Annotated in this window: 16 protein-coding genes and 1 tRNA gene; 13 read left to right on the top strand and 4 right to left on the bottom strand. The window is 64.5% G+C overall.

What is annotated here, in order from left to right:
- The 11 genes from C0V75_RS23385 to C0V75_RS22020 form a co-directional block, all read left to right on the top strand.
- Positions 1-2,342 (top strand): phage tail tape measure protein (locus C0V75_RS23385; RefSeq protein WP_101923137.1); only part of this gene is annotated, 2,342 nt, incomplete at its 5' end.
- Positions 2,335-3,483: a hypothetical protein gene (locus tag C0V75_RS22065; RefSeq protein WP_101923136.1), complete on the top strand. Its 1,149-nt coding sequence runs from the start codon at positions 2,335-2,337 to the stop codon at positions 3,481-3,483. The genes C0V75_RS23385 and C0V75_RS22065, both read left to right, overlap by 8 nt.
- On the top strand, positions 3,480-4,340 hold the full coding sequence (locus C0V75_RS22060; protein WP_101923135.1) for a phage BR0599 family protein: 861 nt from the start codon (positions 3,480-3,482) through the stop codon (positions 4,338-4,340). Before C0V75_RS22065 ends, C0V75_RS22060 begins: the two co-directional genes overlap by 4 nt.
- 9 nt (positions 4,341-4,349) lie before the next feature.
- Positions 4,350-4,598 (top strand): hypothetical protein, encoded by a 249-nt coding sequence (locus C0V75_RS22055; RefSeq protein WP_101923134.1) that lies wholly within the window; start codon positions 4,350-4,352, stop codon positions 4,596-4,598.
- Entirely contained in the window at positions 4,595-4,825 is a 231-nt protein-coding gene (locus tag C0V75_RS22050) for a hypothetical protein (RefSeq protein WP_101923133.1), read from the top strand. Before C0V75_RS22055 ends, C0V75_RS22050 begins: the two co-directional genes overlap by 4 nt.
- Complete coding sequence (locus tag C0V75_RS22045; RefSeq protein WP_101923132.1) at positions 4,815-7,949, top strand: phage tail protein; 3,135 nt, start codon at positions 4,815-4,817, stop codon at positions 7,947-7,949. Before C0V75_RS22050 ends, C0V75_RS22045 begins: the two co-directional genes overlap by 11 nt.
- A 48-nt stretch (positions 7,950-7,997) precedes the next feature.
- Positions 7,998-8,675 (top strand): DUF2793 domain-containing protein, encoded by a 678-nt coding sequence (locus C0V75_RS22040; RefSeq protein WP_101923131.1) that lies wholly within the window; start codon positions 7,998-8,000, stop codon positions 8,673-8,675.
- A complete protein-coding gene (locus tag C0V75_RS22035) occupies positions 8,672-9,538 on the top strand; it encodes a hypothetical protein (protein WP_101923130.1) in 867 nt (288 codons plus the stop codon). Before C0V75_RS22040 ends, C0V75_RS22035 begins: the two co-directional genes overlap by 4 nt.
- Positions 9,535-10,533 (top strand): FscB, encoded by a 999-nt coding sequence (locus C0V75_RS22030; protein WP_101923129.1) that lies wholly within the window; start codon positions 9,535-9,537, stop codon positions 10,531-10,533. The genes C0V75_RS22035 and C0V75_RS22030 overlap by 4 nt, the downstream gene beginning before the upstream one ends.
- 32 nt (positions 10,534-10,565) lie before the next feature.
- Complete coding sequence (locus C0V75_RS22025; protein WP_216821507.1) at positions 10,566-10,820, top strand: DUF6127 family protein; 255 nt, start codon at positions 10,566-10,568, stop codon at positions 10,818-10,820.
- Between the two features lie 94 nt (positions 10,821-10,914).
- Positions 10,915-11,568 carry a TIGR02594 family protein gene (locus C0V75_RS22020; protein WP_101923127.1) on the top strand — a complete coding sequence of 218 codons (654 nt, stop codon included), beginning with the start codon at positions 10,915-10,917 and terminating at the stop codon, positions 11,566-11,568.
- A 453-nt stretch (positions 11,569-12,021) separates the two neighbouring features.
- On the opposite strand, the gene C0V75_RS22010 is transcribed toward C0V75_RS22020, so the two are convergent.
- The 3 genes from C0V75_RS22010 to C0V75_RS22000 are packed head-to-tail and all read right to left on the bottom strand — an operon-like array spanning position 12,022 to position 15,421.
- A complete protein-coding gene (locus C0V75_RS22010) occupies positions 12,022-12,957 on the bottom strand; it encodes a plasmid partitioning protein RepB C-terminal domain-containing protein (RefSeq protein ID WP_101923125.1) in 936 nt (311 codons plus the stop codon).
- On the bottom strand, positions 12,954-13,850 hold the full coding sequence (locus tag C0V75_RS22005) for a ParB/RepB/Spo0J family partition protein (protein WP_101923124.1): 897 nt from the start codon (positions 13,848-13,850) through the stop codon (positions 12,954-12,956). Before C0V75_RS22005 ends, C0V75_RS22010 begins: the two co-directional genes overlap by 4 nt.
- Positions 13,844-15,421, bottom strand: coding sequence for a recombinase family protein (locus C0V75_RS22000; protein WP_256377177.1), 1,578 nt, complete (start codon positions 15,419-15,421; stop codon positions 13,844-13,846). Before C0V75_RS22000 ends, C0V75_RS22005 begins: the two co-directional genes overlap by 7 nt.
- A 126-nt stretch (positions 15,422-15,547) precedes the next feature.
- Here C0V75_RS22000 and C0V75_RS21995 point away from each other — a divergent pair, with 126 nt between their 5' ends.
- Positions 15,548-15,934: a hypothetical protein gene (locus C0V75_RS21995; protein ID WP_101923122.1), complete on the top strand. Its 387-nt coding sequence runs from the start codon at positions 15,548-15,550 to the stop codon at positions 15,932-15,934.
- A gap of 93 nt (positions 15,935-16,027) precedes the next feature.
- A complete protein-coding gene (locus tag C0V75_RS21990) occupies positions 16,028-17,164 on the top strand; it encodes a Fic family protein (RefSeq protein WP_216821506.1) in 1,137 nt (378 codons plus the stop codon).
- A gap of 133 nt (positions 17,165-17,297) precedes the next feature.
- On the opposite strand, the gene C0V75_RS21985 is transcribed toward C0V75_RS21990, so the two are convergent.
- Positions 17,298-17,374 (bottom strand) — tRNA-Met (locus tag C0V75_RS21985).
- Positions 17,375-17,394: the final 20 nt, after the last annotated feature.

Genomic DNA, 17,394 nt, shown 5'->3' with positions numbered 1-17,394 from the left:
GGCTCGCCGCCTTTGCGCGGCGGGCCGGGATCGCCATGGCTGCGGCTGCGTCCGCGGCCACCGCAGGCCTTGGCATCATCGTGCGCAATGCGGCCCAAAGCGCCGACCAGATCCGGCAGTTCACGCAAGTGGCAAACGCCACGCCGGAAAGCTTCCAGCGCTGGGCGGCGGGGGCCCGCACGGTCGGGGTCGAGCAGGAGAAGCTTGCCGATATCCTGAAGGACGTGAACGACCGGGTCGGGGATTTCCTGCAGACCGGTGGCGGGCCGATGAAGGATTTCTTCGAACAGATCGCCCCGCGTGTGGGCGTCACGGCCGAAGAGTTCGCCCGCCTCTCAGGGCCGGAAGCCCTGCAGCTCTATGTGACCTCGCTCGAGAAGGCAGGGCTCAGCCAGCAGGAGATGACCTTCTATCTGGAGGCCATGGCCTCGGACGCCACGCGCCTCCTGCCGCTTCTGCGCGATGGCGGGGCCGAGATGACCCGCTTCGGCGATCAGGCCCGTTCCGTTGGCGCGATCCTCGACGGCGAGGCGCTGACGTCGCTGCACCAAACCCAGATCGCGCTGGGCAGTCTCGGCATGGTCTTTGACGGGATCCGCAACCAGATCGCCGTCGCTCTGGCGCCTGCCGTCACCTGGCTTGCCGAAGCCTTCGTGGCGCTGGCCTCCGAGGGCGGCGCGCTTCGGACGGCCCTCGATGCGCTGGGCGAGAACCTGGGGCGGATGGCCTCCTATGCGGCGGCGTTCGTGGGCGTCATGGCGGGCCGCTGGGTTGCGGGGCTAGCCGCGGCGGCACTTTCGGTTCGGAGTCTCGCGACCGCGCTTGTCGTCCTGCGCGGCGCGCTGATCCGCACTGGCATCGGGGCGCTGATCGTCGGCGCGGGCGAGTTGATCTTCCAGTTTGGGCGGCTGGTTCAGGGTACGGGCAGCGTCGGAGCCGCGCTGGGCCTTCTGGGCGACGTAGCTCGCGAGGTCTGGGATCGGATGAAGCTTGGCATGGTCGCGCTGGGCCTCTCAATCATGGCGGGCTGGGCCGAGATCAGTGCGGGCATCACCGCCGCGCTGCAGACCGGGCTCGAAGCGGTGGTGGGCTTCGGGAACGCGACGTTGAACACGTTTCAGGGGGCGATGGAGGCGGTGAAAGTGCTTTGGTCAGCCCTGCCTGCCACCATCGGCGAGTTCGCCTACGGCGCGGCCAATGCGCTGATCGGCGGGGTCGAGGCCATGCTGAACGGCGTGGCCGCGCGCATCGACGGCTTCCTAGAAGGCATCAATGCCGGTCTCGATGTGCTGGGCATCGAGAAGCGGGTACCTCTGATCGGCACCATCGAGCTCGGCGGGATCGAGAACCCGTTTGGGGGGGCTGCGGCAAATGCCGGGGAGGAGGCGCGGGCGGCTTTCGAGGCCGCGTTCAACAACGATCCCATCGCTCCGCCCGATCTCGGCCTGACCGCTGCAGCCGAGGCGGCGCGGGGCGAAGCTGCACGTCTGCGCGGCATGATGGGCGAAGTGGCAACGGCCGCGACTGAGCCCCTGCAATCCGTGGCCGCGCTGCGGGATGCCGTTTCGGCATCCGGCACTGATGCTGCAGCAGGGCTCGAGGACGCACACACTGCCGCGACGGGCCTCGGCACTGCCCTGCAGGGGGCTGGGGAGGCCGCCGAAGCCGCAGGCAGTTCGGGGCGCGGCGCAGGCAATGCGCTGCGCGAGGGGGCTGACGCGGCAAGGAATGCCTGGGAGGCCACGGCCGATGCTGTTCGCAAGGCGCAGGAGAAGTCGCGCGAGATCGCCCAGGGCCTCGCGCAGGACATCACCGGCCCGATCAAGGAGGCCCTCACCTCGGGGGAGTTCACCTGGGAGACCTTCGCGGGGGCGATTTCGCGGATCGCGCAGAACCTCGCCACCCGACTGATCGATCTGGCCTTCAAGCCCATCGAGAACGCGCTGATTAATGCCTTCACTGGTGGAGGTGTCGGGGGCGGCGGCGGGTTCTTCGCCAGTCTCTTCGGCTTTGCCAAGGGTGGGGTCTTTGCCGGTGGCGCGGAATTGACCGCCTTCGCGCGGGGTGGTGTCGTGAACCGGCCGACGGTCTTTCCCTTCGCCAAAGGCGTGGGGCTGATGGGCGAGGCTGGGCCCGAGGCCATCCTTCCCCTGCGTCGTGGCAAGGGCGGCAGGCTTGGTGTGGAAATGAATGGCGATGGCGCAGCTGCGCCATCTTCGATGTCGACGCGCATCATCAATGTGCTCGACCCCTCCGTCGTCGGCGACTATCTCGCCACGCCCTCGGGCGAGCGGGCCATCCTGAACGTCATCCGTCGCAACCGGGGCGCCATCAATGCCTGAACTCTGGCCCTTTCCGGCCGCGCAGGAGATCACCGAGCTTCTGGAATGGCGCACGGATGTGCTGCAGTCCCAGGCTGGCGAACAGCGCATTGCACTCCGGTCCCGTCCCCGCGAGATCGTCACTTTCCAGCATCGCTGCGACGCGCTGGGCATGGCGCGCGCGGCGGAGCTGTCGCGGGCAGGGTTTGCCGGGGAGTGGCGGGTGCCGCTTTGGCATATGGCGGTGCAGCCGACGGCAGATGTGGCGCAGGGGGCAACGGAGATTGCCGCTGATACCAGCGTGGCGGATTTCCGGGCGGGGGACGCTGTGGCCGTCGCGGTGGACGGACGAGAGGCATCGCTCACGGAGATCGCGGACGTCGAGGCGGATCGGCTGATCCTGGTGGAACCGGTGGGCGCACAGTTGCCCGCAGCAACCGTAGCTGCGACGCGCGTCACCGTTGCACCCGTCCATTCCGGCGTACTGTCTGCCCCCATCGAGATCGCACGTCGCCGCCAGAATGACGGCATGGTTACGGCCACCTTCCTGCTGCGCGATGCTCCTGATCTGTCCGCACCGATCATGCCGACCTATCTCGGCCGTCTAGTCCAGACCGACCCGAGCCTGACCCGTTCGCCGATCACCGCCAGTTTGCGCCGTGCCGTCGAATACGTCGACAACGGCTTCGGGCCGGTCGTGGTGGAACCTCTGCGGGATATGTACGAGAGGGGCGAGGCGATCGCCCTGAAGGCGCAAGGTGCGGCGGAACGTTGGGCGTTGCGCCGCTGGCTGTGGTCGTTGCGCGGCCGACAAACCAGCTTCTGGGTGCCGACCTGGGGGCGCGAACTGCAGTTGCGTGCGGCCATGACTTCCGGATCCACGCTGATGCGCGTGGCGCCCATCACGGACCTGGCGGCCTATGTCGGGCGCGCGATCCTGCTTGAGATGCCGAGCGGGTTTCGGTTCCGGACGATCACCGCTGCGGTGGTGGACGGTGCGGATCATCGGCTGACGCTGTCCTCCAGCCTTGGCGAGCCGGTGGCCATCGGAACCAAGGTGCATTTCCTGACGCTGGTGCGGTCGGATGCAGATCGGATCGAGATCCGGAATGGGGCGGTGGCGAGTGAGGTGACCCTGCCGGTCGTGGAGGTTTCCGAATGACCTACGCCACCATCGAGTCCTCGACCGCAGAGGGCCGACCCTACTACCTTTACCAGTTCGTCGAGGGCGATCAGGTCTGGCGCTTCACCAGCCAGACCACCGACTGGGCCAGTGCAGCCAGCGAGGGCGACACGATCACATGGGAGGCCGCCGCCATCTCCCATGGCGATGTGGTGCAGACCAGCGAGATCGAACGCGGGCGGCTGGAACTGACCTGGCCGCTGTCGCACCCCTTCGCGCGGCGGTTCCTCGCGCCCTTGGGCAATACGCCGGTCACGCTGACCATCTTCCGCGGCCATGAGCAGGTGCTGGGCGAGACCGTCGCGCATTGGAAGGGTCGCGTGGTGGGCGCCGAGGTCGAGGGGGTGCGGATCCTTCTGAACTGCGAATCCGTCTTCAGCACCCTTCGCCGGGCCGGGGTCAGGGCAAAGTACCAGCGCCTCTGCCGCCACGCGCTCTACGGGCGCGGTTGCGGACTCGACATCGCGTTCCACTGGCAAACGGCGACGGTGACGTCCGTCTCGGGCAATGCCCTGACGATCCCGGAGGCGGCGGGACAGCCTGACGGCTGGTTTCGCGGCGGGGTGCTGAGGTTTGGGGCGCAGCTTGGGTTCGTCAACGGCCATGTTAGAACGACCCTGACGCTATCGCGCCCGATGCCGGAACTTGCAGCGGCGCTGGCCACGCCCGAGGTGGATCCCGAGACCGGTTCTCCGCTCCCCATCGTCGCGGACATCGCTCCCGGCTGCGACCTGCGCGCGGCCACCTGTGCCGCCAAGTTCGGCAACCTCCCGAACTTCGGCGGCTTTCCCGAGATCCCGGGCCGCAACCCGTTCGGCGGCAGTAGCATCGTCTGAGCATCCATCATGGTCTGGACCTTCATCGCGCGGCTCGTTCTCGGGCTCGTGCTTTCGGCAATTTCCTATGCGCTGAGCCCGCGGCCCAAGGTCGAGAAGCCCCAAGCCGCGGGGCTCGACGATTTCGCGCTGCCCACGGCCGAGGAAGGCCGACCGATCCCGGTCGTCTTCGGCACGGTTTTGATCACCGGCCCGAACGTCGTCTGGGCCGGGGACCTGAGGGTCGATCCCATTCAGAAGAAAGGCGGCAAGAAGTGACCCGCGTGACGATCCAGGACCTGCGCGCGGCGCGCTACTGCCTTGCAGGCGTCCGGCCATGGTTTCGGCGGCATGGGCTGGACTGGCAGGCGTTTCTCGACGGCGGCATCGACGTCGAGACGCTCCGCGCCACGGGCGACGCCTTGGTGGAACCAGTGATCATGCAGGCTGAAGCGCGAGAGGCTGCTCAAGAAATGTCGAACGCGGAGGCAGACGATGGGCGGTAGGAGCAAGGCCCAGACTGTCGGCTATCGCTATTCGCTGGGCGTGCATCTGGCCCTTTGTCACGGGCCGGTCGATGCCATCCGCGAGATCCTCGTCGACCGTCGCACCGCCTGGTCCGTCACGACCGGCGGGGGCTCTTCCGGAGGCGGCGGCGCGGCGGTCGAGACGCGCATCGGCAGCGTCGCGGGGATGGCCGCCACCGCGGCACTGGCGGGCGACAGCGGCGCAACAATCAGCTTCCCCGGCACCCGCGCGGGCGTGCGCATCGGGCGTGACTACCGCCTCGCCCTCACCAACGGGTCGAGCCAGACGATCACCCTGCAGGCCGTCACCTTCGATGCCACGACCAACATCACGCGCTGGACCGTCCTGCCCGAGGCGCTGAGCTTTGCCACCCAGAGCGTTGAGGTCTTCGAGGCCACGACCGGCGCCAGCAATACCGGTGCCGGGGGTGGGCGCATCCGTATCGACAAGCCTGACCTCTTCGGTGGCGAAAGTCGCGAGGGCGGCATCCGCGGCGATGTCGATGTGCTGATGGGCGGACCGGGCCAGGGGCCAAACGACTATCTGGCCGCGCGCATGGGTGGAGATGTTCCCGCCTATCGCGGCCTCTGCAGCCTCGTGCTGCGGCAGGTCTACCTCGGCATCAACCCGTATCTCAAGCCATGGGCCGTCCGTCTCACGCGCGTGCTGACCGGCGAGGCAGGCGCGGCGCAATGGTATCCTGAGAAGGCGGCCATCGTGCCCGAGGCGAACATCTCGGATGCGGCGATCTACATCGCCCTCGACGTCTCGGGCTCCATGTCGGGCACACGCATGTCCGCCCAGAAGGCAGGCGTCGCCGCCCTGATCCGCGAGATTGCAGCAGGCGTGGACCCCGACCGGCCGAACGACATCCGCATCGTGCTCTGGAACGTGGCAGTCGCCGGGTCCATCGAACGGCGCAACACGGGCCCTGACGATTATGCCGCGCTTGAGGCCTGGATGCTGGGGCTGTCGAACTTCACCAACGGCGGCACCAGCTTCAACGCCGCCTTCGCAGAGGCAAACGCCTTCTTTGCGGTCGGCGGGTCGAAGCGTCGGATCGTCATTTTCGTGACCGATGGTGAGCCGTCACCTGTCTCCTCGGTCGATGCGGCGCTCGCGATCATCCGCACCCTGCCGCCCACCGACATCCACGGCTTCAACATCGCTCTGGCCGACACCTCCTACACCGCGCGCATCGACAACACCCCCGTCGATGGGGTACCGGTGATCCCGCCCGGGAACCCGCAGGCGCTGGTGGCTTCCCTGCGCGGCGCCTTTGGCAACGGCCCGGACATGAACCCGGCGCATATCATCCGCGAATGCCTGACCAACCGGGATTGGGGGCTGGGCTACTCCTCGGTCGAGATCGGGGCGAGTTTCACCACCGCGGCGGATGCGCTCTACACTGAGGGCTTCGGCCTCTCGCTGATCTGGCAGCAGGACTCGTCCATCGAGGAGTTCATCGCGAGCGTCCTCGACCATATCGATGCCACGCTGTTCATCGACAGGCGCACCGGGCTCTGGGAGCTGAAGCTGATCCGGGCGGATTACACCGCGGCAACGCTGCCGCTCTTCGACGAGACCAATGTCGTGGATTGGGGCCGATTGGGCCGCCGGTCGCCCTCCGATCTGGTGAACAGCGTCACAGTGCGGTTCACCGACGCCTGGACGGATGACACTGGCGCGGTTTCAGTGACGGACACCGCCCGCGTCCAGGTGATGGGCGAGGTACTGGCGACCACGCTGGACTATCCTGGCATCCGCTATCAAGGGCTGGCGGTGCGCGTCGCCGAGCGCGACCTGCGTGCCTTGTCCGCCCCCCTCCTGACCGGTGAGATCGTCGTCAACCGCGAAGGTGCAGACCTCGGGCCCGGCGATGTGATCCGGCTGCGTTCGACGCGGCTGGGGCTGGATGACGTCGTGATGCGGATTTCCGAGATCGGACAGGGCGATGGCCGCGACAACGGCATCCGGCTGAAGATCGCCGAGGATGTCTTCGCGCTGGGCGCGACCGCCATCGCGGGCGGGCGCATGCCCACTGGAACCGGCGTCGCCGCCCCGCCGCGGGCACTCGCGCGCCGCATGGTCGAGGAAGCGCCGTACTGGCTCCTTGTCCGCGAGCTTGGCCACAGCGAGACCGACCGCCGCCTTGCCGAAGATCCCGATGCAGGCGCGCTGGTCGCCACTGGCGAACGCCCGAGCGCCGATGCCCTGGCGGCCCAGCTCTGGATCGATCCCGGTACCGGACCCGCGCAGGAGGGGGTGGTCGCTTTCGCCCCGACCGCACTGGTCGCTGCGGATGTGACAGACAGCCCGGAAGCGCGCGTGGTCCCGGTCACCAGCTGGCGCGACATCGGCGAGGTCGAGATCGGAACGCTCGCCAGCATCGATGGCGAACTGGTCCGCGTCGACGGGATCACGCCTAGCAGCATCACAGTTGGACGTGGATGCCTCGATACCGTCCCGCGCGCGCATCCCTCGGGCACGTCGGTCATTTTCTTCGACGAGGTGGCGCGGATCACCGAGGACAGCTGGGCGGCAGGCGAGACGCTGGCGGCCCGGCTACTGCCCGAGACCGGGCGCGGCACGCTGGCCTTCGCGCTGGCACCTGAGGATCTGGTGACGCTCGACCGTCGCGCCATCCGGCCGCTGCCGCCCGGGTGCGTGCAAGGGAATGGCAGCTACGCGCCCAATGTTGATGCGCTCGTCACAGGCCCTCTCTCCCTGACCTGGGCCCATCGCGATCGGCTGACCCAGACCAGCCCCGTGATCGTCGACCACACCGGGGCCTCCATCGGGCCGGAACCGGGGGTCAGCTACATCATCGAGGTGCGCTGGGTAGACCCTGACACGGGTGCAACCATCTTGCCTGCGGGCGTGGTGATCGATGCGGGCAGTGCCGCCAGCTGGACCCTCGCGCCTGAGGCCATCCCGGAGCTCGGCGCGCCAGATCGCACGGCTGAGATCGAGCTCGCGGTCCGGTCCAGGCGGCTAGTCGAGGGCAGCTGGGTCACCGATCGCGAGGCGCGGTGGTTTCGGCTGACGGCACCCTTCGCCGCCGGATGGGATCGCGGCTGGGGTTTCCTCTGGGGCACCTGATCCCACACCTCCCTGCCACAAAGCAGACCATAACGAACGAGGACGAGCATGCCGGAACGGATCATGCCGGGATTGGGGCTGCGCGCCTTCTACGATCCCGGCCAGCGGAACTGGGGCACCAGCCTCAGCGAAGACCTGCGACGCCTGTCTGCGCTGGTACAGCCGCGTGCCACGTCACGGACTGTAGCACTTCCTGCCACCGGCACCGTGGGCCAGATCGCCATCGTGCCCACCGCAGCAGGCGCCAATGCAAATGCGCTCGCACTCTGGGACCAGTCACCAGCCGGGGCCGCAGCTTGGGTTTATCTCACCCCACAAGAGGGCTGGCAGGTCTGGATCGCCGATGAGGCGCTGCATGTCCGCTTCACGGCCGGGGCGTGGGTCGAGGTGCCGCGCCCTGGGATCGTGCGCATACGGACGCTCACGGCGACCAGCCACACTCTGGAAGCCGTCGATCTTGGCAGCATCATTGAGACCACCGGTTCCTCGGCCGTCACGGTGACCATCCCACCCGAGGCGACCGTTCCCTTCGAGTTCGGCGCGCTGATCAACGTGACACAGGTCGGCGCCGGGGTCGCAACAGTAACTGCAGCCGCCGGAGTATCGCTGAACGGCGTGGTGGGCGGATCGGTCGCCATCGACGGCCAGTGGTCGGGTACGGCACTCGTGAAGCGCGGGGCCGATGCCTGGATCATCCAGGGCGCGCTGGCAGGAGCCGTCGCATGAGCCTTCTGATGATGCGCGGCGCCATTCTTGCCCAGGGCGGCGATGCCGCACCCCCGGTCGATATCGGCGCGGTCTGGCAACTCGACACCACTCGCCGTCCCTCGGGCTATACCCTGTCGGACGGCAACAAGACCGCAGTGAACACCTCGGGCGGCAGCAACTACATGCGCTGGGTGCCGACAGCCAAGGCGATCCTGCCCACGGACGGGCGGCGCTATTGGGAAGTTCTCTGCGCGCCGGGGGCCGCCACCTTCGACGGCTACATGGGCGTAATCGCGGCCGCGCAGCGCCAAGAGTACAATACAGGCTTCAATCCGATCACGCTGGGCTCGATCGGCTGGCGCGGCACCGGAGAGCTCTGGTCATCTGCCACCTCCAGCACTGAACTGCGCCTGTTCGGTCTGCCAACCTTCGGCGCGGGCGACGTGCTGATGTTCGTCCTCGATCCCGCATTTGGCCGCCTCTGGATCGGCAAGAACGGGATCTGGCGCGACGATCCGATCAGCGGCGCGGCCACATGGACGGCAGGTGGAAACTCAGCCTTCTATCCGCAGGTCCAAGGGCGGAACCCGGGCGATGGCGGCACGCTCCGCTCGCTGCCATCGCAGTTCACCTATCCGGTGCCCCCGGGCATTACTGCGCTGGGGTATCTCGATCCAGATCTTCGATTTCTGGAAGCTGCGGCCTTTCTCGAGATCAGCTGGGATCGCGGCCTCAGCGTCGCGGGCACCTCCCACTGGATCAGCCGGGGCGGCGGGCCGCATCTCAGTCATGCCGATGCGGCGCTCTTTCTCGAACATGGTGGCGGTCGTGGGGCCACCTGGACGCAAGCCAACCTCTACATCGAAGTGGAACTGCCATGAGTTATATTTTGCACCTTGGCCATCAGCCGACGGACATTTCCGGCATCGCGGGGATGCTCAGCACCGTGGCAGGAGGGTTCGACGCCAACCTCGACGTCAACGGCGTCCGCTTCATCGGCACACGGACTTATGCCGCGCCGTTCTCGATCGCCTTCGCCCCCCCTGTGGGTGATCTCTGGCTGGGCTTCCGCTATGTCCCGCCCAACGCCGACTCAGAGAACATCACCGAGTCCACGGCCAACTTCATCGACATCTATGACGCGAACCTGGTCCGCATCGCTCAGATCCAGCCGATTTCCACGACAGATCGGTACCATGCCATTGCGCGGGGCGACACGACCGTACAGGGCAATTCGAGCTACATCGCCGCCAACGGCCAGCCGCAATGGATCGACGTGCGCGTGGCGGTGGGGGCCAACATCACCATCGACTTCTTTGTCGACGGCGTTCTTCAAAGCACTGCCACAGCAGTCAATACCCAAGGCAAGGGCAAGCCGGTGCAGATTGTCTTCCCAAACTACGGACTGCACGGCAACAACGTTTCCCGCACCTGGTACTATGCGCATTTCGCGGTGCTGGATGGGGTGTCGACCATTGGGCGGCGTTTCGTCCGTCGATCGCCTAACGCCATCGCGACCTTCAGCCAGATGGCAGGCAGCATCGATGCGCTGAAGGACGAGGATGTCAGCACCCGAGTGTCCAGCAACACGGCCGGGCAGCGTCTGTCCTTCTCGCTCACGGGACCGACGGGGCCTGCGGCGGTTGCGGCCATCGCGGGCGTGCATGTGAAGCAGATTGCTCAGGCAGGGACGGTCGGGCCGCAGGCGGCCGCAGGTTTCCTGCGCATGGGCGGGGTCAATCATGATGCGGCCCCAGTCACCGTGCCGTCTCTTGCGCCGAGGTCGGTCTATTCCACATGGGCGCTGAACCCGGCCGACAGCAGCGTTTGGATCAGTGTGACCCTGCCTGCCGAAGTGGGGATTCTGTCCGCATGAGCCCGCGCCGTTCCGGAGAGGGGCATGTCCGCATGCCGGATGCCGAGTTCGAGGAACTGCTCGCGCGGGCAGCCGAGGAAGGCGCCAAGCGCGCACTGGCCGACGCTGGCCTCGACGGCAAGGAAGCGGCCCTCGACATCCGCGATCTGCGCGCATTGCTCGATGCCATCCGTTTTGTGCGCCGCACTGCCGTGCAGAGCGCGGTCCACCTGATCACCACCGGTGTGATCTTGGCGCTATTGGCGGGGATAGCCCTGAAGTTGAAAATCTTCGGCAGCGGGCCCTAGGCACAGCCCTGCCATCTCCACCGCGAACACGACCAACTCGGCCGTTCTCCGGGCGGGTCGTCTTTTGCCATCCCCAAAGAAAAGGAAACCTACCATGACGACCGGTTCCGAAGAGCCGATCCGCGACATCCAGCGTGCGCTTGAAACGTTAGGTCACTCGCCTGGTCCCGTGGACGGGCGCTGGGGTTTGCGCACCGCGCGAGCCCTGAAATCCTTGCTTGCGGCAAACGGCAAAGCGGCTTCGGCCGTTCTTCAAGGGCCGCTGCCGTGGATTGCAGAAGCAAAATCCGCACTGGGCCGCCATGAGGCTCGCGACCGATCCTGGATGATGGATTGGCTGAAGAGAGATGGTCGAAGCTTGGGCGACCCCTCGAAGAACCCCTGGTGCGGCGATTTTGTCGAAACCTGCATCCGCATCTCTTTGCCGGACGAGCCGCTACTGGGTGCACTGGGAAGCAATCCCTACTGGGCCCGGCACTGGCTCCTCTTTGGACAGGCCGTACAGCCGGTCATGGGCGCTGTGCTTGTCTTCGAACGCGGTTCTGGCGGCCATGTCGGCTTTGCCCTCGGCCAAGACGACACGCATTTCTACGTGCTAGGCGGCAATCAATCCGACGCAGTCACTGTCGCCCGCATCGCCAAGTCGCGCCTCTTGGGTGCGCGTTGGCCTACGACTGTCCCGCCCGGGAACGAGGGCCTTCCCACGATGAAGCCGGGCGAATTCCTCACCACCACAAATGAAACCTAGAACAGGAGCTTCCTCCATGCTTAGACCTGCCATCTTGGCCCTTTTCCGTCAGGTTCTGACCGTCGCTGGTACTGCCTTGGTCGCGAAGGGCTATATCGAGGCGTCCGATATCGAACCTGTCATCGGTGCCCTTCTTACCATTGGGTCCGTCGTTTGGTCCGTGGCCGACAAGCGGGGGCGATCCAAGACCTCCTGATAGCGATTTTCGAAGCAACTTGGGCGCGCCGTTCGACCTCCCACATTCGCAGGAGGGAACGGCGCGCCCACCCGAGTGAACAGACATCGTTCAATACGATGCCTGCACGGTCGGCAATATGTCGGCCGACCGTGGTGGGCTCCGAGCGGGTTCGCCGCCATCCCCACCCCGCGCTTGATCCGACCCACAGTTCGGCGTCTCCCGCGGTCCCCGCGCTTTCGGGTCCGGGTCCCCTGTCTCTTCAGATGCCTTGCAGCCTACTCGAGGGCACTGGTCGGCATTGCTGGCGGATCAGTTGGCTGCGTCAGTGTGCCAACGATCTGCCGAAACTCTCCCAGGATTTCCGTGTGGTTGCGCTCGAGGTACCTGACCAGTCGTTCATTTCCCAAGAGGCGCTCCACGTAACGACCGGCTACAACCAGACGCAAATGATCGGGGCCAAGATTCCCTTCGATCAGTTTGATATTCTTCTGCAGGTTGGCCATCTCCGCCTTCATGCGATCTGCCTGTTCGCGCGTGATGCCCGATGTCGCCTTCATTGAATTCGGGTTGATCAGATCGGCAGGATCCGTCGCGGCCAGAATAGCTTCCACGTAGGGCACCGTGTAATTGTTCGCTGCGATCATGAGCTCGGCAGCCTGGATCTGGCGGAGCGGCTTCATCTTTCGCAAAGCACGAAAGCTGTTGAGCGGGCAATGCTTTGCCTTCAGGAGCTCTGCCGCTTCGGGGCAAATCCCATTCAAAAGGGTCCGCTTGTGCTGAATAAGGGCGACATTGACGTTCAGGGCAGCGGCAATGCGGGCCTCGGAAACACCCCGCTGAACCGCACGCAGGATCATCTTGTGCTCTTGGATCGTAGCAAGGCGGCTGATGCGCTTGTTGTAGGTAAACGACTCATCGTCAGTCGCAACGAGGCAGGTCACATTTTCTTCTCCCATCTCTTTCAGGACGTGCAGCCGCACGTGACCATCTAGAAGAATGAACGCACCGGTCTGCCCGGCCGCGCGTGATACCACCGGTGGCTCGATCAGCCCGACTTCCCGGATGGAGGCTGCGATCTGCGCATATTTCTGGCTCTTAGCGATAGTGCTGGGAAGAGGCTTGACCGGCAGGATGGCCGCAATCGGTATCGTGCACAGGCTGGCTTCAAAGCCCGGCTGCTTGGGCGACGGCAGTTCCTCGAGCTGTGTCATATCCGTTGTTCTCCCAGGCCGTCGACGATGATGCCGGGCAAGGTTTCGAGCCCTTCGGCACGTAGAAGGGTCAGGAAGTTCTCATCGCCCAGCAGCGATCGGAACGCGGCGTCCATGAACAGAAGGCTGCTTCGGGTCGATTGAGCCCGACGGATCATATCCTGCTGGCGCTCCGCCTCCGCTCGATACGCTCTGACCAGCGTTGCTGACGTCATGCGAGTTCGAGGCTGGCCAGCTGAGCGCGTCGTTCCCTTCTGCTTGCCATGCCGTTGTCGCAACTCGACCAGTCGTCGCGCTTCAAGCAGCTTCTTGCCGCGCAATTCGCCCGAGGCATAGGCGGCCTCCAGCGCTTTCTGCACATCCTTTTCCTCGGCTCGCGAAATGTAGAGCGCAACGCTGAGGGGCATCTGGCCCGTCTCGACAGCAATGAGGAGACGCTCCTCGCCATTGGCGATCAGCTCGCCGATCTCATGGACATAGGCGAGGGAGAGCCCTGTTTTTTCGGCGATGTCCTGGTCCGAGTATCCTCTGTCCCGCAGAATTCCGATATCTTGCAGAAGTTCCAAGGGCCGGTGCTGGCGGCGTGCGATGTTTTCAATGACGCTGCGAAGAAGCCTCTCGACCTCATTAGCGTCTACAACGATGGCTGGTATGTGGGTTTCACCCAAGGCCTGATAAGCCTCCATCCGCCCCTGGCCACAAACAAGGCGGTAACTGTCACCTGCCTCGTCGACGACCCGAGCAACTGTGATCGGCTTCTTCAGACCAACCTTACCGATGCTTTCCACCAACGCACGGAACGTTCTCTCTGATCGTTCCCTCGGATTCTCGACGGTGATAGCGGAAATCGGGATGACCTGCACTTCGCTCTGCGTGTCGACCTCGCCTACCATGGCGCAACCTCCGAGATTGGCACACGCCGTGCAATGTCGAAGAAGTAATCCAGCGTTTCAAATCGGAAGGCGTCGAGCATCAGGCCATTCTCCTCTCCAAGCCCCAAGGGCTTTGTCCGCATCTCGAACTGGGGCAGAAGGTAAAAATCGAGCGCGGCGGTATTGGTTGTGTTCATCCGGATTGCGATCGTGATGTCTGGAGCCAACCCGGCGTCGAACCGAATTTTCCACCTCAGTCGGCCAGACGGTGTTGCCCGACACCGCGCAACGACAACTGATGCTGTGAACTCGCCGTTGATTTTCAGCAGGTCGGTCACCGGGTTGCGGGTGACTGTCGCTCCATGCTGGGCGATCTCGCGGATAACGCGGGCGACCTCATCGCCATGAAACTGGCGCAACATCCGATTGACTTCGATGTAATGGTAATCACGGTCCGGGGTAAAGCCGACGAGCGAGTAAGCCCGGAGCAGGCTGCCAAAGCGATGGGCGTAGGCTGCGCTCGACGGCATGGCGTCCGCCTCGTCGATCACAATCCCAGAGATGTAGCCATGGCGTTGGAGGAGCCGTGTCAGGCGCTCCAGCATTTCGTCATCAGAGAAACGGCGGTTGCGGGCAGCAATGATGGCCTGCACTTTCTGGAAATGCTTGGGCTCGACGATAGCCTGAAACACGCCTTCCGACCGGATCCACATATCCGGGCCATTGGCGACACGCTTCTGCTTCAACTTGAACGATCGGCGATTGTAGACATTGTTGCCGATGTATTTCTCGTTGGTCAGCACCTGATGGACGGTCGCACGGGTCCAGAGGCGCTCGAGATCGGTCAGGACCCCGCGCTCGTTCAACTCGGCAGCGATTTCGCTTTCCGAACGACCGTGCTTCAGGAACCGGCTGTAGATCCAACGGACGGTCTGGACCTCAACGTCGGGCCCAGGCATCAAGATGACCCTGTCGGTTTGCAGGCTTTTGTGCTCGCCACGCTTTAGCTCGGCCTTCACTTCACCGCGTTCGTCAAGCAGGACTCGCCGAAGGCCAAAGCCAGCCGGGCCGCCCTGACGGTAGCCGAGCTCGATCAGACGGCACTGCCCGATGAAAACCTTGTTGGAAAGTTCCCTGCTGTATTCCCCAGCCATGGCACGCTTGACGCCTTTGACGATGGTTGCGATCGGACTGCCATCGTTTTCGAATTGTTCCGCGCAGTATTCGACCTGCTTGTTCGCGCGACGGCATATGTATTCGTAGTAGGCGGACTCGTCGGCATCCTGAAATCTGCCCCAGCGGCTGACGTCATAGACCAGTATCACTTCGAAATCGGCGGTGCCGTCCTGGACGTCCTGGATCAGTTGCTGCAAGGCTTCGCGGCCTTCGATCCTCAACCCACTCTTCCCGGCGTCGGCATAGGAACGGACCAGTTCGAAACCCCGTTCCGTCGCATATTTACGGATCGCGTCCGACTGATTTTCCGTCGAGTACTTCTGGTGGTCGGTGGACATGCGGACGTATTCGGCCGCACGCCGTAACGGCGGGGAATTCGCAGGTTCTTTCGATGAAGGCGGCTCTTTGCCTGCCATGCCCCTCTCCCGATTAATTTATGCAGGCGTCTCCGTCTGGTCGGACCCGGGGTCTTGGCTGGGGCGCAAAAGGGAATCTGCCGCTGTGTTGTCTTCTCCACAGGTTTACCGGAGGAGGACGCAGCAATGCGGATCAAGATGGGCACATCTGTGCCGAAAATGGGCACAGATGTGCACCTGGACGCGGATCAGGCCGCCTATCGCGAGGCCATAGCCGATGCCCTGCGGCGCGAACTGGGACCGACGCATCAGGCCATCAAGACGGTGATGCGCTGGACGGGAGCGAGTGAGCGGACGGCCAAGTATTGGCTGTCCGGCGAACGCGGTCCGAGCGGAGAGCATCTGATCCGGCTCGCGCAGCATTCAGACGCTGTGCTGATCACTACCCTCACCATGGCAGGGCGACTGTCGGAGCAGCCGCGGCACAGATGTCCAAGTTGTCCAGAACGGCTTCTTATCATTCAGAATCTCAGACAGGATGACCCAAAGTCCGAGGGATCATCACAGCCTTAAGTGCACCCTATGGTCAGGGTAAATCAGAGATGCGGAGAATAGGCCCATCATTCTCCGCATATCTTGCGGGGTTTTTCCTTGCGCTTGCGGAGAATGCGGCCCACAATCGCCGCATCTGGCGCGGAGAATGTGGTGTACATCTGGGAACAACCAAACTGGCCTAAGCTGACTTGGCAGGACGGCAGCATTGCCGCTCCCCTTGCTGCGGTCCGTCACGACCAAGGGCGGTTGCTCGGCCGGATGGAGGCGCTGGGCTTCAAGCTGCGCGAGGAGGCGGTCCTGCAGACCCTGACGCAGGATGTCGTCAAGACAAGCGAGATCGAGGGCGAACAGCTGGACGCCACACAGGTGCGGTCATCGCTCGCCCGGCGGCTCGGCATCGACATCGGCGCCTTGCCCCCAACCGATCGCAATGTGGAAGGCATCGTCGAGGTGATGCTGGACGCAACGCGGAACTTTCAGGCCCCGCTCACCGCAGAGCGTCTTTTCGGCTGGCATGCGGCTTTATTCCCTACCGGGCGAAGTGGCATGACGAAGATCATCGTCGGAGACTGGCGCGACGACAGCACTGGCCCGATGCAGGTCGTTTCAGGGCCCTATGGCCGGGAGAAGGTTCACTACGCTGCTCCTCCGGCACCGCGGGTCGCGGCGGAGATGGGAGCCTTCCTCACATGGTTCAACGCACCCTTGACCACCGACCCGGTGATCAAGGCGGCACTAGCGCATCTGTGGTTCGTGACGATCCACCCCTTCGAAGACGGCAACGGTCGCATCGCCCGCGCCATCGCTGACCTGGCGCTTGCCCGGTCGGAGGGCAGCTCGCAGCGGTTCTACAGCATGTCCGCGCAGATCAGAGCTGAGCGGAACGTCTACTACGACCAGCTTGAGCGCATCCAGAAGGGTGGAACGGACGTCACTGCATGGATCCTTTGGTTCCTCGACTGCCTCGGCCGCGCGATTCACGGTGCCGACAGCGTCTTGGCGGCGGTCGTCGCCAAGGGACAGTTCTGGGAACGCGCTGCAGCGCTAGCGCTGAACGAACGCCAGATCAAGGTACTGAACCGCCTGCTCGATGGGTTCGAGGGCAAAATGACCTCTTCGAAGTGGGCCATCATCGCCAAGTGCTCACAGGACACCGCGAACCGCGACATCGCGGCGCTACTCGACCTCGGTCTGCTGCGGAAGGGCGAAGGCGGCGGCCGCAGCACACACTACGAGTTGGTGCTGTGATGGCCACTTCGACGATTGTCCGCGCCGTCGATGGGCGGCTCGGTAAACGCTGACCAGGTGTTGACAAGAATTTGGAATGAGTAAAGCCGAGCGTTATGCTCGGCTTTGAAGTCTTTGATCTTACGTAATTTTTTGGTTGCGGGGGCAGGATTTGAACCTGCGGCCTTCAGGTTATGAGCCTGACGAGCTACCGGGCTGCTCCACCCCGCGTCACTTGTTGTCTGACTTGG

The sequence above is a fragment of the Tabrizicola sp. TH137 genome, assembly GCF_002855575.1.
In the GTDB taxonomy this organism is placed as follows: Bacteria; Pseudomonadota; Alphaproteobacteria; order Rhodobacterales; family Rhodobacteraceae; genus Paragemmobacter.
This window is presented reverse-complemented; position numbering and strand designations above follow the sequence as displayed.

What these genes read in the sequence shown, in the direction of transcription:
- C0V75_RS22035 (WP_101923130.1), top strand. Translation starts at nt 8,672, where the DNA reads ATGAGCCTTCTGATGATGCGCGGCGCCATTCTTGCCCAGGGCGGCGAT.
- C0V75_RS22005 (WP_101923124.1), bottom strand. Translation starts at nt 13,850, where the DNA reads ATGGTAGGCGAGGTCGACACGCAGAGCGAAGTGCAGGTCATCCCGATT.
- C0V75_RS22060 (WP_101923135.1), top strand. Translation starts at nt 3,480, where the DNA reads ATGACCTACGCCACCATCGAGTCCTCGACCGCAGAGGGCCGACCCTAC.
- C0V75_RS22055 (WP_101923134.1), top strand. Translation starts at nt 4,350, where the DNA reads ATGGTCTGGACCTTCATCGCGCGGCTCGTTCTCGGGCTCGTGCTTTCG.
- C0V75_RS22040 (WP_101923131.1), top strand. Translation starts at nt 7,998, where the DNA reads ATGCCGGAACGGATCATGCCGGGATTGGGGCTGCGCGCCTTCTACGAT.
- C0V75_RS22010 (WP_101923125.1), bottom strand. Translation starts at nt 12,957, where the DNA reads ATGACACAGCTCGAGGAACTGCCGTCGCCCAAGCAGCCGGGCTTTGAA.
- C0V75_RS21995 (WP_101923122.1), top strand. Translation starts at nt 15,548, where the DNA reads ATGCGGATCAAGATGGGCACATCTGTGCCGAAAATGGGCACAGATGTG.
- C0V75_RS21990 (WP_216821506.1), top strand. Translation starts at nt 16,028, where the DNA reads ATGCGGCCCACAATCGCCGCATCTGGCGCGGAGAATGTGGTGTACATC.
- C0V75_RS22025 (WP_216821507.1), top strand. Translation starts at nt 10,566, where the DNA reads ATGCCGGATGCCGAGTTCGAGGAACTGCTCGCGCGGGCAGCCGAGGAA.
- C0V75_RS22045 (WP_101923132.1), top strand. Translation starts at nt 4,815, where the DNA reads ATGGGCGGTAGGAGCAAGGCCCAGACTGTCGGCTATCGCTATTCGCTG.
- C0V75_RS22000 (WP_256377177.1), bottom strand. Translation starts at nt 15,421, where the DNA reads ATGGCAGGCAAAGAGCCGCCTTCATCGAAAGAACCTGCGAATTCCCCG.
- C0V75_RS22065 (WP_101923136.1), top strand. Translation starts at nt 2,335, where the DNA reads ATGCCTGAACTCTGGCCCTTTCCGGCCGCGCAGGAGATCACCGAGCTT.
- C0V75_RS22020 (WP_101923127.1), top strand. Translation starts at nt 10,915, where the DNA reads ATGACGACCGGTTCCGAAGAGCCGATCCGCGACATCCAGCGTGCGCTT.
- C0V75_RS22030 (WP_101923129.1), top strand. Translation starts at nt 9,535, where the DNA reads ATGAGTTATATTTTGCACCTTGGCCATCAGCCGACGGACATTTCCGGC.